Raw genomic sequence first — 14652 nt, 5'->3', positions numbered from 1 at the left:
ATCGAGGATGTTTTTCTCGATGTTCCGCGGCTGGTAAGCAAGCTTAAATTACTTGGCCTTCACAAGAGTAAAGCGATTGAGTATAGCAATCATGGTTAATAAAACCGCCACTCCTGATAAGACGGTGGTTAGGCTAGTCCACTGGCCAATCAAACCAATTAAGGCTGGGCCACTTAATGAACCTGTATAAGCAATCGTTGACACTAAAGACAGTGCCGCTGCTTTAGGCATATCATTTTGGCGTCCAACACGAGAGAACATGACTGGTACAATATTAGAACAGCCTAAACCTAAAAGTGCATAACCCAATACGACAACTTGCCAAACAGGTGCCATCACAATAGTGACCATAGCAAGAGCAGCGACAATTGCACTATAAGTCACAATAGTTTTCTCACCCCACTGTTTTAACAAGATATGCCCTGCAAAACGACCACTTGTCATACTAAGCGCGAAGAAAGTATAAGCCAGCCCAGCAAAGGCAGGATTAAGCTGGTATTTACTGGTTAAATAAATACCACCCCAATCCATTGCCGCACCTTCTGACAAAAAGGCAATAAAACACATCATCCCAATCAAAAGGATCGTACCGTTCGGACGTGAAGATTTTTTAGGCGTGTCAGTTATTTCCGCTGCACCTTGTTCATCTTGCTCAAATGTTGTTAAGGCAGATGGAATGGCAACAAAGCTCACCACCAATAAAACCATGACTACAGACAATGTGCTCATGAGTGGTGAAAGGCCAATTGCTAATAGTGCAGTGACAAGCATGGCACCGATTAAACCGCCAAGGCTACACATACCATGAAAACTAGACATGAGCGCACGTAAGCTGTGCTTTTCCACCACAACTGCTTGTAAATTAATAGCAACGCCAAGACTACCTGCTGCCGTACCAAAAATGAATAACGCTACAGCCATCGATACAAGACTATGCCAGATCGTTAAACTTGGTAGTAATACCATCAAGAGTATGGTCGCCACAGCAATTAATGGACGACATCCCCAACGCTTAACTAAAGCCCCAGTCGCAGGCATAGCAATCATTGAGCCGATTCCCATACAAAGCAGCAATAAACCAAAATTTGCATGATTTAGGTTTAAACGTTGCTGAGCATACGGAATAAGTGGTGCCCATGCAGATATCGCAAAGCCCAAGCTAAAAAAGCTAAGACGAGTTGCTAATCGTTGTGTACTTAAGAGAGTAGCTGTATCTAAAACAGCAGGTTTGGAAAATAACATATACGCGAAGCTCACCATAAAACCATTGGCGATCCATACCAACCGATTCCCCATAGAAAAACCCTTGCCTCATTAAATTTCTAGGCAAGGGTTTTTGTTGGCGAAATTATATCCAATTCCACAAAAAAAACATGGGGTCTGATACAAATTTTCTGACTTTTTTGTAACTGCCAAAGCCTTATGTAGTAAGGCTTTGAATATATTCAATTTGGCAGAATTAACATTTAAACGGTGACTTCATTTTATTAAAATAAGCCAATAAAAAACCCAGCCTAAGCTGGGTTTTTCAAATCATTAAATTTGAGACTGGATATAATTTTGTAGGCCAATCAGTTCAATTAAACGCAACTGTTTTTCAAGCCAATAAGTATGGTCTTCTTCAGTATCTGATAATTGTTGACGTAACATGTCACGACTGATGTAGTCGCCTTTTTCTTCACAAAGTTTAATACCTGTCGCTAATTTTTCACGCACATGATATTCAAGTGCTAAATCGGCTTTTAAGCAAGATACAACGTCTGTACCAACATTGATATCTTCACGATGCATGTTTGGTTTGGCACCTAAAAATAATACACGACGAATAATCGCATCGGCGTGAGACGCTTCTTCTTGCATCTCATGGTCAATACGTTCATAAATCTTGTTTAAGCCCCAATCTTCATACATACGAGAATGGATTAAATATTGATCACGGGCAGCCAACTCTCCGCCAATGAGCATATTTAAATAGTCTATGACTTCTGGATTGCCACGCATAATAAATCTCCTATCGTATGAGTCTATTATGGGCAAACTTAAAAATGATTGCAAAACAAAAAATAGTTAAGTTTATGATTTTTATCAAATTAAAATGAGAAATATACGCATTTGCAGTTTAAGTTATTTAAATTTCCTTTGCAAAAAGAAACGCTTGTCCGATTTATAAGCTCAGACAAGCGTTCAAATATGGCAAAAACCATCAATTTATAAATTTGTAACTAAAATCAATGGTTCTTATTTCGCTAACCTTTTAGCTCAAAGTTTGCCCATAGCCTGCCATGAGTGATAAGAAATCTGTTTCATTCATGACAGGAATACCTAACTTTGCAGCTTTTTCTAATTTTGAACCCGCCTTCTCACCAGCAACTACACATTTCGTTTTGCTAGAAACACTCCCACTTACTCGTGCACCTAATGCTTGTAACATTTGAGTGGCCTGATCACGGGTCATTTGCTCTAATGTACCTGTAAGTACCCAGCTTTCACCATTTAAAGGCTGACGCGTTGGTGCTGTTGGCGCATCCCAATGAATTCCTGCGGCAATTAAACGATCGAGTACTTCAATGTTATGTGGTGCCAAGAAAAAGTCAGCAATCCACTCTGCTGTAATATCCCCTACGTCTGGGGTTTTCTTTAAAGCTTCTACATTCGCAGCTTTAAGAGCCTCAAGCGTCTGGAATGTATTTGCTAACATTCTAGCCGTTGTTTCACCTACTCCACGAATACCTAATGCATAAATAAAACGTGCTAGTGTTGTTTTCTTACTTGCTTCAATCGCATCTATTAAGTTCTGTACTGACTTTTCTCCCATTTTTTCGATGCCCAACAGAGTTTCTCTGTGCTCATGCAAATGGTAAATATCAGCAACATCTTTAAGTAAATCGAGACGTAATAAAGATTCTACCCAACGATCTCCCAAACCCTCGATATCCATCGCTTTACGCGATACAAAGTGACGAATGGCTTCAATACGCTGTGCAGCACAATATAAACCGCCTGAACAACGTGCAAGAGCCTCACCTTCTGGCATCACTACAGGCGAAGCACATACTGGGCACGACTCTGGTAAATGAACAACTTCTGCTTCAGCAGGACGGAACTCCGGCCAAACTTTTTCTACTTTAGGAATTACATCACCCGTACGATATACACTTACCGTATCGCCAATACGTACATCTAGACGATGAATTTCCCCAATATTATGCAACGTTACGTTAGAAACAGTCACACCACCCACGAAAACAGGGTTTAAGCGTGCTACAGGGGTCAAAGTCCCTGTACGCCCTACTTGCCAGTCAATCTGCTCAACTGTAGTTAATGCAGCTTGTGCCGGGAATTTATAAGCAGTTGCCCAGCGTGGCTCACGACTTAAGAAACCAAGCTGCTGTTGCTGTTTTAGGTCATCAACCTTCACCACCATGCCATCAATTTCAACTTGCAAGTTTGGACGCTCTTGCTGAATTTGCTCATAGCGCTGCTGTACTTCTTGAATTGAATTACACAAGTACTGACGCTCAGCAATTTGGAACCCAAGTTCCGTTAACCATTGCAAGCTATCATGCATGGTTGTCAGGCCATGATTTGGTTCACACTGTGCAATCCCATACGCATAAAATGCCAAAGGTCGAGCAGCAGCAATATTTGGATCAAGTTGTCTTAAACTTCCTGCGGCTGCATTTCGAGGGTTAGCGAAGGTTTTTTCTCCCTTTGCTTCTTGGTCAGCATTGAGTTTTTCAAAACCAGACTTTGGCATCAATACTTCGCCACGTACTTCAAGTAGACGAGGTATTTCATATTTTTCTGAATGCAGAACTTTAGGTAAGTTACGAATGGTTTTAATATTTTGAGTAATGTCTTCACCCGTTTCGCCATCCCCACGGGTTACGCCGCGAACGAGTACACCATTTTCATACCATAGTGAAATCGCAAGGCCATCGAGTTTTAACTCAACTTCATATTGTACTTTCTGGTTCGGAAGTCGCTCTTCTACACGGCGTGCAAATGCAAATAAGTCTTCTTGGTTAAATACATTACCAAGTGAAAGCATTGGCACCACATGTGTCACACTCTCAAATTTTGAAAGCGCTTGACCACCTACTTTCGTTGTTGGTGAGTCGGCTTGTACAAATTCCGGATATTGTTCTTCTAAAGCTTTTAACTGATGAAATAAATGATCATATTCACTGTCCGAGATTGTCGGCTGATCCATGACATAGTAGGCATGGTTATGCTTTGCAATCAGTTGAATAAGCTGACGCATCTGTTCGATCACGGAAGTTATTGCCATTATTTTATTCACCATAAAAAAGGGTGGAAATTTCTCCACCCTGAGCTGCGACTAGATATATTGCAATTATCGCAACCTATACCAAAAATTTAAACTAGGCTGTTGCCTGTGCTGGACGATAATCAATCACATGATGGCGCCAATGTTCTTTTAACTGTGGCGTAAATTCAAGGTTATTTTCATCATAAACCTTACCATCAATTTCACGAGCAATAAGGCCTGCAATACTGGTCATCATGTCAAAACCGGTAACAGCTTTGCTGTTTGGAAGTGCAAGGAAAAATGCTAAACCTTGAACTTGCTCAGTCGATAAAGTTTCTAAATCGAAACCAGCAGGACCATTATCAGTCATACGCAATACAGAGAACATCAATGCACTCGGCTCATCGGTATTTTCATAGCGGTGGAAACAAGACATTTCACCGTAACGTAGACCATATTTTAAAAGCACTTTCAGTGCTTTATCACCCGATAACGCACGGCGCGGATTTGGATATACATTTAATGCGATAATCTGCTCAGCCATTGCTAACGCACTTTCGTCATCAAAACGCTGCTGCTCATGTAAATGTACATCAAGAATGTTGCTTTCACCTTCAAACTCAGCAATTTCAGCAGTTTCGATATTTGGATTTAAGCTTAATTCCGGCTCAGTTTTCGGTTGCCCTTCTGCAACTTTTGGTTCTGATGAGCTAACAACTTCTGGTTCAGCAGAAACGGTATCAACTAACTCAACTGAACTATTTTCACTTACAGTTGGGCTAACAGTATTTTCTTCAGCTTTAACTTCTTCTACTTCTACTGGCGTATTTTCAACGGGTACTTGTGTCTGGACTGTTTGAGCTTGTGAAGCCTGTTCTAGTTCTTTTGTTCCCTTTTCTTCTGACTGTGCTGGCTCGCTTAAAGTTGGTTCCACTCGTTCAGCAACGGCTGCTGACGCAACAGTAACTTCTGGCTGTTCAAGTTGATCTCGTACATGACGAGGGATAACCGGTTGATTACTTTCAGGATTAATATGCAAATCACTGTCTAGCGAGGGTTCAGCATGGTTCGGCTTTTTTAAAATCATTCTTAAGCCAATTAGCATGATAATAATGGCAACAACGATGCCAATAATCGTATTGATTTCCATTCTATGACTCCGAAACTAACCCGTATTCTTTTGCCTGTTCTAAATTGACAGTGACTAATTTTGATGTACCCGGTTCAGGCATGGTTACACCCAACAAGTCAGTTGCCATGGTCATCGCCAGCTTATTATGTGTAATGTAAATGAATTGTACATGTTCAGAAAGCTCTTTTACCAAATTACAATATCTCTGTACATTCGCATCGTCGAGTGGGGCGTCCACTTCATCAAGTACACAAAACGGTGCCGGATTTAACCTGAAAATAGCAAATACTAATGCTAACGCTGTTAACGCTTTTTCTCCACCGGAAAGTAATGCTAGAGAACTGTTTTTCTTACCCGGTGGTCTCGCCATGAGCTTAACCCCAGATTGCCAATCATCCTCAAGACTTAAACTGGCTTCACCACCATTAAAAACTTTTGGAAATAGATTTTGTAACTCTTGATTAATCTGATCAAAAGTCGACATAAACAACTTACGGGTTTCTTGGTCAATGCTCTTCATCGCATCTTTTAACTGAGTTACCGTATTTTCCAAGTCTTGAATCTGGTGGCTCAACTCATCAAAACGCTGAGAAACCTCTTCAAACTCTTGTGAAGCAGCTAAGTTAACTGCACCGATTTTTTCAAACTGTTTCTGTACTTTTTCTAGTTTTTGCTGGTGTTCAGTTAAATCTATTTTCAAGCCCGTTTGAAGCTCGGCATTTAACTCTTTGAGCTGTTCTTGATAGTGCTCACGGTCCGACTTGGCGGCTTGCCATGCTAAACGTTTGGCTTCAAGCTGCTCTCTAAGCTTTTCATCTTGCTGTTGGTATTGATGGCGTTGGTCTGTAAGCGTTTGTTGCTTCTCTTGGACACTATTAAGCTCAATCTGCCATTCATTCCATGTCTTTTGCAGCTTTTCGGTTTGAGCAAACTGTTGTTGAAACTCTGACTCAAGGTTTGGCAACTCTAACTGAATAGGGTCAACAAACTTTTTCGCCTGTTCCATTTGCGCTGTAATTTGTTGATATTGGCTCTGCAAGAACGAAATATCTTTTTCAAGCAGCTCAATCTGTTGAGTTGTCTGCGTACTATTACGGCGTAAAATCTCACGTTCTTGTTGTTGCTGTTGTAAGACTTGTTGCTGTTCTTCAAGCTGCTCTGTTAATTCTTCTACCTGAAATTGCAAAGTTTTATAGTCAGGTAAAATAGTTTCGAGCTTCATTGCCAATGCATGCAAATCAATTTCAAGATCATCTTTTTGCATCGCATCTTCTTCAAGCTGCGTATCTAATTGAGCGAGTTGATCTTTCAATTGCTGTTTTTGCAATAAAAATGCTTGTGCTGCGGTTTGTTGCTTGGCAATTTGTACATCAAGCTGTTGCAAGTCTTTTTGTTTTTGTTTAATGACTTGTTGTTTTTGCTGTAGGTCAACTTGTAACTGTCCTAGCTCATCTTTTTGCTGAACTATAATTTGATCTAATGCTTGTAATTCTGGTTGCTGCTTTTGAAGAACTTGTTCAATTTCGTCTAGACGAATACGATGACTGAGCATACCTTGCGCACTTTGACTTTCGTCATCATACATAAGAGCAATTACCCAATCTTGCCCGACATGATAACCATCTAAAGTCAAAATAGACTGGCCATATTGCAGTTGCTTTTGTTCATTTAAAGCATGAGATAAATCTTGTGCAATCGCTACATTCGAGAATATTGATAGCTGTGGCGATGCAATCCAATCATTCAAGCAAGTCAGGTTCCCCTTAAATTTGCTTGATTGCTCTGAAGGCTTTAACTGGCGAGCAATTCCTTCCTGAAAGGCTTGTTCAGTTTCAACAATATGTGCCTGTAACCATTTTGCTAAAAACTTTTCAATAATTTGTGCGTGTGGTTTGCCCTGCTCTGTTAACTCTAGAGCCTGCATTAAACGTAGCGTATCTTGGTTTTGCTTTGGACTTTGTTTAGCAACAAGCTGGCTTAAGTTTTTCTGCTCTGATAATAAAACCTGTATTTCTGTTTTTAACGTTTGCTGCTGGTTTTTATTTACCTGATGCGCTTGTTGAGCTTGTTCAATACGCTGCACATACTGCTCAATTTCAGCTTCTAGCGTTGAGATTTCACGACAAAGCTGCTGCTGTAATTGCTCAAGCTCGCCTTGTTCATCTTCGTGTACTTGCGATTGGATCTGGTTTGCTTGATGTTGCAGCGTTTCTTTTTGCTGTTCAATGCGCTGAACATTTTTGCCTAATTGCTCGATTTGAGCAGACATTTGCATTTTTTGCTGTTGTTGTTTTTCAACCTGAGCTTTTACTTGCTCAAATTGTTGCTGCGCTTGCCGTTGCTGTGATTGTAAACCGGCAAAACTTTGCTCTGCTTCAGCTGCTGTATGCTCAATTGCAGTTAAAGCTTCGGTTTGCTCTTCTAACTGGCTATTCAGTGTTTCGAGTTGCAATTCAGAAAGCTGTAAACGTTCTTTAGTTTGGGCTTTTTGCTGTTCTAACTGAACGAGAGTTGTACTATTTTGCTGAAATAAACTTTGTTTTTGCTCTAGAGTCATTTTCAATTCAGACAGTTTCTTTTCAGCTTGTTGCCATTCTTGTTGTAACGGTGAAGATTGCTGAATAAGTCTCTGAAATAAAGCACTGGTAGATTCTAAATCATGTTCAATCGTACTTAATTCTGAACGAACTAATTTAAAAGTTTCCCCCAGTTCATTCATTTGAACGGTATATTCTTCTTGTAGACGTACACTTTTCTCTGCCTGAAAAGACAAAATTTCAATTTTGAGTGTACGAATCTGGCTTTCTAATGTTTTATATTGAACTGCTGCTTCTGACTGGCGTTTAAGCGTTTTAAGTTGTGATTTTAACTCAAGCGCAATATCTTCCAAGCGTGAAAGGTTTTGCTCCGTATGTTCAAGGTGCTGCAAGGTTTCGCGGCGACGCGCCTGATAACGGGAAACACCTGCCGCCTCTTCAATGAAAATACGCATTTCTTCTGGCTTGGCATCAACCAAGCGGTTAATCATGCCTTGTTCAATGACTGCGTAAGAGCGTGGCCCTAACCCTGTGCCCAAGAAAATGTCAGTAATATCACGGCGGCGACAACGTGTACCATTTAAGAAATACTCAGATTTACCTTCGCGGGTCACCTGACGACGAACTGCGAGCTCATTATAAGCATTATAAGCTCCACCTAATTTGCCATAGGTATTGTCAAAACGCAGTTCTACACTGGCAACACCAACTGGCTTACGCTTGGATGTTCCGGTAAAAATAACATCTTGCATGCTACCACCACGCAGCTGACGAGCGTTTGACTCCCCCATCACCCAGCGGATCGCATCAATAACATTGGATTTGCCACAACCATTTGGACCAACCACTGCTGTGCGGTTCGCCTTAAAATTTAAAGTTGTACTATCTGCAAAAGATTTAAAGCCGGAAAGTTTTAAACTGCTTAAACGCATAATGCCCTAACTAGCGGCGTGAGCGTCTCGCCCAAGCCAATTCAATCTGTTTCATTCGTGTCAGCGATTCCAACACAAGGTTACGTAAGTGTCGACAAAAATCTTCCATAAATAAAGCGGCTTGTTGTGATTTTCGGATCAAAATTGCATCAGTCACGAGTTTAAATAATGCAAACGCTTCTTGTAGTTCCCGTTTAGAGGTATTTAGCGTCAAAAAATAACTACGACGTAATGATGGTAATAATTCTTTATAAAATTTCATTAAATAAGGATTACCGACCATATCTTGTTGTTCAGCAAGATATTGGAAAATAGCATCGTAGAATTTTTCGATATCGCCTGCTTTTACATGCTCAAGAAGCTGTTCTAACAAGAGCTGTAATTGATCAGCTTCATGGGCACGCCATGTTTCGCTTATGCGTTGTACAATATGCCCCAATAACATCATATTTGTATCAAACAACGCTTTGACCTGTTGTGCCGACATTTCCGAAACAATTGCACCACGACGCGGAAAAATTTCAATGAGATGCGTACGCTCGAGTAATAATAGCGCCTCACGAACTGATCCCCTACTTACGTCAAGTTCTTTAGCGATACGAAGCTCTTGTATGCGTTCGCCTTCAACCAATTCGCCACTAATAATCTGTTCGCTAATATATTTGACAATTTGCTCAGAAAGACTTTCTGTCTCTTCGAGATTCATAAATCACCCGCTACTTTTTATATGCATTAATCCATGCTTTTCTTTCGCATCCTTGTTTTTAACTGATCCCATCCATTAAAAACTATGTCATTGTCTGACAATTTTATTGCATTTTAAGCCAACCCACCCAAAATCCATACACAAATCGGATGAAAAACTCACCGTTAATCTTTTCAAGTCTTCAAATAAAAAAAGCTTAAACCGTGAGAGTCTAAGCTTTCTTTTCTATATATTTTTAATAAAACGTTTTTAATTCATAAAACCTTTATAAATAAAGTAACTGCCGACCACGACTAACAAGCAAGCAAAGCATTTTTTTAGCATTTGTGGTGACAATGCGTGGGCAACCTTAGCCCCAAGTTTAGCAGTGACAAAACTCATGACACTAATACCAATAAAAGCGTAGATATGGATATATCCAATTGTATTAGGTACAGAAATGTGCTCTTTAGCACCAAACCACATAAAACCAATTGCACCTGCAATAGCAATAGGTAAACCACAAGCAGCAGAGGTCGCAACTGCTTTTTGCATGACTACGCCATGACGGTTTAAATATGGGACAGTTAAGCTTCCGCCTCCAATACCAAAAATTGCAGAGGCAATACCAATGCCTCCACCCGCCATAAATTGCATAGGTGTTGAAGGAAGCTGACGTGTTGGGTCAACCACAACATGGGCTCCTTTGAACATCCGATAAGCCATCACAACAGCAAAGACACCAATAAGAAGCTGTAAATGCTGTCCAGACAAAAGGTCGGCAATACCTGCACCTAAAAAGGAACCAATCACTAGTCCCGGTGCTAAATTACGAAAAACAGGCCAGAGGACTGCACCTTTTTTATGATGAGCCGAAACTGAACTAAAGGAAGTCACAATAATGGTTGCTAGGGAGGTTCCGACTGCAATATGCATGATTACCGCGGGATCATAGTGCAACTGGGTAAAAACGACATAGAGAATTGGTACAATAATTAGTCCACCACCAACTCCAAACAGTCCGGCAGTAAAACCAGCAATTGCGCCAATGAGTAAATATATGATTAACTCCATAAATGTTTTACCACTCTGCTCATATTCAACATGGATTTAGAGACTCGCCAACTACAACAACTTTTAAGCGCAAAAAACCAGCTTCCAGAAGTGGTTTTATTAAAAGCAACCACAACTTCGACCAATGATGATATTCGTGAAATTGCCCAAAAAGGCATTACAACAGGCTTGGTTTGCAGTGCTCAACAAACTCAAGGGCGAGGTCAACATCAACGGCAATGGATTTCACCTGAAGGAAACATTTATTTAAGCACATTGGTGCAAACTCGAACACCCTTAGATGGTCGCTTAGCACTTGAAGTTGCGTTGAATATTTTACAAATTCCACAGCTACAACCTTTGAGCCTACAAGTGAAATGGCCAAATGATTTGTATAGTACACAAGGAAAATGGGGCGGAATTTTGGTTGAACCTCTTTCCCAACATCAGGCGATTGTGGGTGTAGGTATTAATTTAAAAACACCACCAGTCACTGATAGTGATCAACCGATCACGTCTCTAGAAGATTTAGGCCTAGAGCAAATGAGTCGTCTTGAGTTAATTTCGGAGCTTTATGTTGCAATTCAAAATGCAGCCCGCTGGTTTGATCATGGTTGTTATAACCTTGCAGGACGTTTTAACCACCATGCAGCATGGCTTAATCAGTTAGTTCAGTTCGAACATAGTCAAGGACTGGTATATGGCCGTTTCGTTGGAATCTCTAATGAAGGTGCGGTGATTCTTGAAACTCCTGAACCACAGCAGTTTTATCAAGGTCGTCTAAGACCACAAACCACTCAGTAATCAGGTATTTTTCCCATGAAAAGTTTATGGCTTGATATCGGAAACACCCGTTTAAAATACTGGATTACTGAAAATCAGCAAATTATTGAACATGCAGCTGAGTTACATTTACAGTCTCCTGCCGATTTATTACTGGGATTAATCCAACACTTTAAACATCAAGGCTTGCATCGTATTGGGATTTCTTCGGTTCTCGATACCGAAAATAATCAGCGTATTCAGCAAATTCTAAAATGGCTAGAAATTCCTGTTGTTTTTGCCAAAGTGCATGCTGAATATGCAGGTTTACAATGTGGCTATGAAGTTCCAAGTCAGCTCGGGATTGACCGCTGGCTACAGGTACTCGCTGTTGCTGAGGAAAAAGAAAACTATTGCATTATTGGTTGTGGAACAGCGCTTACCATTGATTTAACCAAAGGCAAACAGCATTTAGGCGGTTATATTCTGCCAAACCTTTATTTACAGCGTGATGCACTGATTCAAAATACCAAAGGCATTAAAATTCCTGATTCGGCTTTTGATAATCTAAATCCAGGCAATAACACCGTAGATGCAGTACATCATGGTATTTTACTGGGCCTCATTAGTACGATTGAAAGCATTATGCAACAATCACCTAAGAAACTACTCCTCACAGGTGGCGATGCTCCTCTTTTTGCAAAATTTCTACAGAAGTACCAACCTACTGTTGAAACAGATCTTTTACTTAAAGGGTTGCAACAATATATTGCTTATCATCCTAAAGATGAATAAATACTCTGCAAAATAAAAGGCGCTCTAGGCGCCTTTTATTTTATGGTTTTATTTCTTTTGGTCGTTGTTACCAAATAGTGGTCCCATACCGCCGCCACCGCCAAATTGTTTTTGCATATTGCCTAATGAACGCATCATTTTGCTCATACCAGATGGATTCGCAAACTTCTTCATCATTTTAGCCATTTGTGCTTGTTGCTTAATGAGTTTATTCACTTCAGCTACATCCATACCACACCCAGCTGCAATACGTTTTTTACGGCTTGGGTTCATCAGGTCTGGATTACGGCGTTCCTTGATGGTCATTGACTGGATAATAGCTTCCATTTTCTTGACCTGCTTTTCAGGATTCGCCTGCTCAATTGCTTGCTGAATTCCTGCACTGCTCATGCCTGGCAACTTGTCTAAGAAGCCCATCATGCCGCCCATCTTCTTCATTTGCTCAAATTGCATCAGCATATCTTCAAAGTTGAAGCTGCCACCTTTTTGCAATTTTTTCGCCATTTTCTCGGCTTTTTCTTTGTCGATTTTACGTTCAACTTCTTCGACTAAAGAAAGTACGTCACCCATACCTAAAATACGTTGAGCAACACGGTCCGGATGGAATGGTTCTAAAGCATCAAGCTTTTCGCCCATACCTAAGAACTTAATTGGCTTACCGGTAATAGCACGCACAGAAAGTGCCGCACCACCACGCGCATCACCATCAGTTTTAGTAAGAATCACACCTGTAAGCGCTAAAGCATCGTTAAATGCTTTAGCAGTATTTGCAGCATCCTGACCTGTCATGGCATCAACCACAAACAAGGTTTCAGTCGGCTTAACTGCTGCATGCAATTCTTTAATTTCGTCCATCATGTCTTCATCGACATGTAAACGACCCGCCGTATCGACAATCAACACATCAGCAAACTGGATTTTTGCCTGTTCAATTGCACGGTTAACAATATCAATTGGTTTTTCAGAAGGATCTGATGGAATAAAGCCTGCACCAACTTCTGCTGACACAGTTTCTAACTGTTTAATCGCTGCCGGACGATAAACGTCGGCAGAAACGGTCATTACTTTTTTCTTTTGACGTTCTTTTAAGAAACGTGCCAGCTTGGCTGCTGTAGTTGTTTTACCTGCACCTTGTAAACCAGCAAGTAATACCACAACTGGAGGCTTAGCACTTAAATCCAGTGTTTCATTCGCCTCACCCATCATCTTGGTGAGTTCATCATAGACAATTTTTACAAATGCCTGGCCTGGAGATAACTGAGTCATCACTTCTTGGCCCAATGCCTCTTCCTTAACTTTCGCGATAAATTCACGAGTTACAGGTAACGCGACATCGGCTTCAAGAAGAGCCATACGTACTTCACGTAAGGTATCTTTAATATTGTCTTCGGTCAGCTGCCCTGAGCCAGTAACATTTCTTAAACTCTGCGTGAGTCGTTCTGTTAAGGTATCAAACATTGCAAAATCCGCTTAAAATGGCTAGTTGCAAAAAAATCTTTCTCGAAATAGAAAATTTATGCATAGAATGCTATAGGATACTTTAGTTCGCAGCGAATTTATATCTTATCTAGATGAATTAATCCTGAAAAAGGTTTGACATGATTAGCCTCCCCTTGGTTTACACAATTTTGGCACTCATCGCATATACCACTTCTTTCTGGTATCTGTTCATACGTTTAATGTCAAAACGTGAACCAAACCCATGGTTATTTGCTTTTGTTACGACCTTAGCACTGCTGTTACATGGCACAGTTTTATGTCATGCCATGCTGACGCCATCAGGAATTAACTACGATGTTTTTAATCTGGTGTCTTTTACATCAGGTCTTATGTTGTTGTTAAGCTTAGTTTTTAGTACTTTCCGCCCGATTGTACCGTTAAACTTGCTCGGCATTCCTGTAGCAGCGATTGGTCTTATTTTAGGTTTTGCATTTAGCCGTCCCGATCAGTTTATTGAACAGCATTCATTAGGTTTAGATACTCATATTATTCTTTCACTTTCTGCTTATGCTGTTTTACTGATGGCAACCATACATGCGATCTTGATATGGTTCCAAAACCGTGAACTCAAAAAGAAACAAAAAAAACGTATTTGGGTCAATTTACTTCCATCCATTCAGGCCATGGAGTCTTTATTATTTGACCTCATCATTACTGGTTTTATTTTATTAACCATTGCTCTCGCGTTTGGTTTCTTAACAGTTGATAACTTCTTTGCCCAACATCTCGCTCATAAAACCGTATTTAGTATTATTTCATGGTTTATTTATGGCTCTTTATTGATTGGCCACTATAAACTTGGCTGGCGCGGTCAAAAAGCGATTCGTTTTACCTTAATTGGTTTTGCATTATTAGCGATCGGTTTTATTGGCAGTAAATTTGTGCTTGAGATGATATTGGGTCGATAAAACAATTAAAATTTCAGCACTACTAGACAGCGTTATACATATCCCGTATAACGCTGTTTTTGTTTTGCTCAGGTG

At 40.4% G+C, this 14652-nt stretch carries 11 protein-coding genes; 3 read left to right on the top strand and 8 right to left on the bottom strand.

The features are described from left to right. Positions 1-48: 48 nt before the first annotated feature. From MKL36_RS07625 to MKL36_RS07595, 7 genes are all read right to left on the bottom strand, one after another. A complete protein-coding gene (locus MKL36_RS07625) occupies positions 49-1242 on the bottom strand; it encodes an MFS transporter (protein ID WP_086374028.1) in 1194 nt (397 codons plus the stop codon). A gap of 294 nt (positions 1243-1536) precedes the next feature. Next, positions 1537-2001 (bottom strand): heteropolymeric bacterioferritin subunit Ftn, encoded by a 465-nt coding sequence (ftn, locus tag MKL36_RS07620; RefSeq protein ID WP_001214863.1) that lies wholly within the window; start codon positions 1999-2001, stop codon positions 1537-1539. Between the two features lie 253 nt (positions 2002-2254). Further along, positions 2255-4291 carry an NAD-dependent DNA ligase LigA gene (gene ligA / locus MKL36_RS07615; RefSeq protein WP_021511499.1) on the bottom strand — a complete coding sequence of 679 codons (2037 nt, stop codon included), beginning with the start codon at positions 4289-4291 and terminating at the stop codon, positions 2255-2257. A gap of 94 nt (positions 4292-4385) precedes the next feature. Beyond that, entirely contained in the window at positions 4386-5423 is a 1038-nt protein-coding gene (locus MKL36_RS07610; protein ID WP_000405211.1) for a cell division protein ZipA C-terminal FtsZ-binding domain-containing protein, read from the bottom strand. A gap of 1 nt (position 5424) precedes the next feature. Beyond that, positions 5425-8874, bottom strand: a complete 3450-nt coding sequence (smc, locus tag MKL36_RS07605) for a chromosome segregation protein SMC (protein ID WP_001239981.1) — start codon at positions 8872-8874, stop codon at positions 5425-5427. A 10-nt stretch (positions 8875-8884) separates the two neighbouring features. Further along, positions 8885-9580: a GntR family transcriptional regulator gene (locus MKL36_RS07600; RefSeq protein ID WP_001047228.1), complete on the bottom strand. Its 696-nt coding sequence runs from the start codon at positions 9578-9580 to the stop codon at positions 8885-8887. A 249-nt stretch (positions 9581-9829) separates the two neighbouring features. Next, entirely contained in the window at positions 9830-10633 is an 804-nt protein-coding gene (locus tag MKL36_RS07595; protein ID WP_000420176.1) for a sulfite exporter TauE/SafE family protein, read from the bottom strand. 30 nt (positions 10634-10663) lie between these two features. Between MKL36_RS07595 and MKL36_RS07590 the strand changes: the two genes are divergently transcribed. Both MKL36_RS07590 and MKL36_RS07585 read left to right on the top strand, forming a co-directional pair. After that, positions 10664-11416, top strand: coding sequence for a biotin--[acetyl-CoA-carboxylase] ligase (locus tag MKL36_RS07590; protein WP_000362828.1), 753 nt, complete (start codon positions 10664-10666; stop codon positions 11414-11416). A gap of 15 nt (positions 11417-11431) precedes the next feature. Further along, entirely contained in the window at positions 11432-12169 is a 738-nt protein-coding gene (locus tag MKL36_RS07585; protein WP_000839418.1) for a pantothenate kinase, read from the top strand. Between the two features lie 48 nt (positions 12170-12217). Here the strand turns inward: MKL36_RS07585 and ffh are convergent, their stop codons facing one another. Further along, positions 12218-13627 carry a signal recognition particle protein gene (ffh, locus tag MKL36_RS07580; protein ID WP_000460625.1) on the bottom strand — a complete coding sequence of 470 codons (1410 nt, stop codon included), beginning with the start codon at positions 13625-13627 and terminating at the stop codon, positions 12218-12220. Positions 13628-13767: 140 nt separating this feature from the next. On the opposite strand from ffh, the gene MKL36_RS07575 reads away from it, so the two are divergent. Then, the gene (locus MKL36_RS07575; RefSeq protein ID WP_021511500.1) at positions 13768-14577 is read left to right on the top strand and encodes a cytochrome C assembly family protein; all 810 of its coding nucleotides are present in this window, start codon (positions 13768-13770) and stop codon (positions 14575-14577) included. The last annotated feature ends 75 nt before the right edge of the window (positions 14578-14652 follow it).

It is taken from the genome of Acinetobacter sp. AOR12_HL (assembly GCF_027855275.1).
Lineage (GTDB): Bacteria > Pseudomonadota > Gammaproteobacteria > Pseudomonadales > Moraxellaceae > Acinetobacter > Acinetobacter baumannii.
The sequence above is the reverse complement of the archived record's forward strand: the minus strand, read 5'-3'. Positions and strand labels throughout refer to the sequence as shown.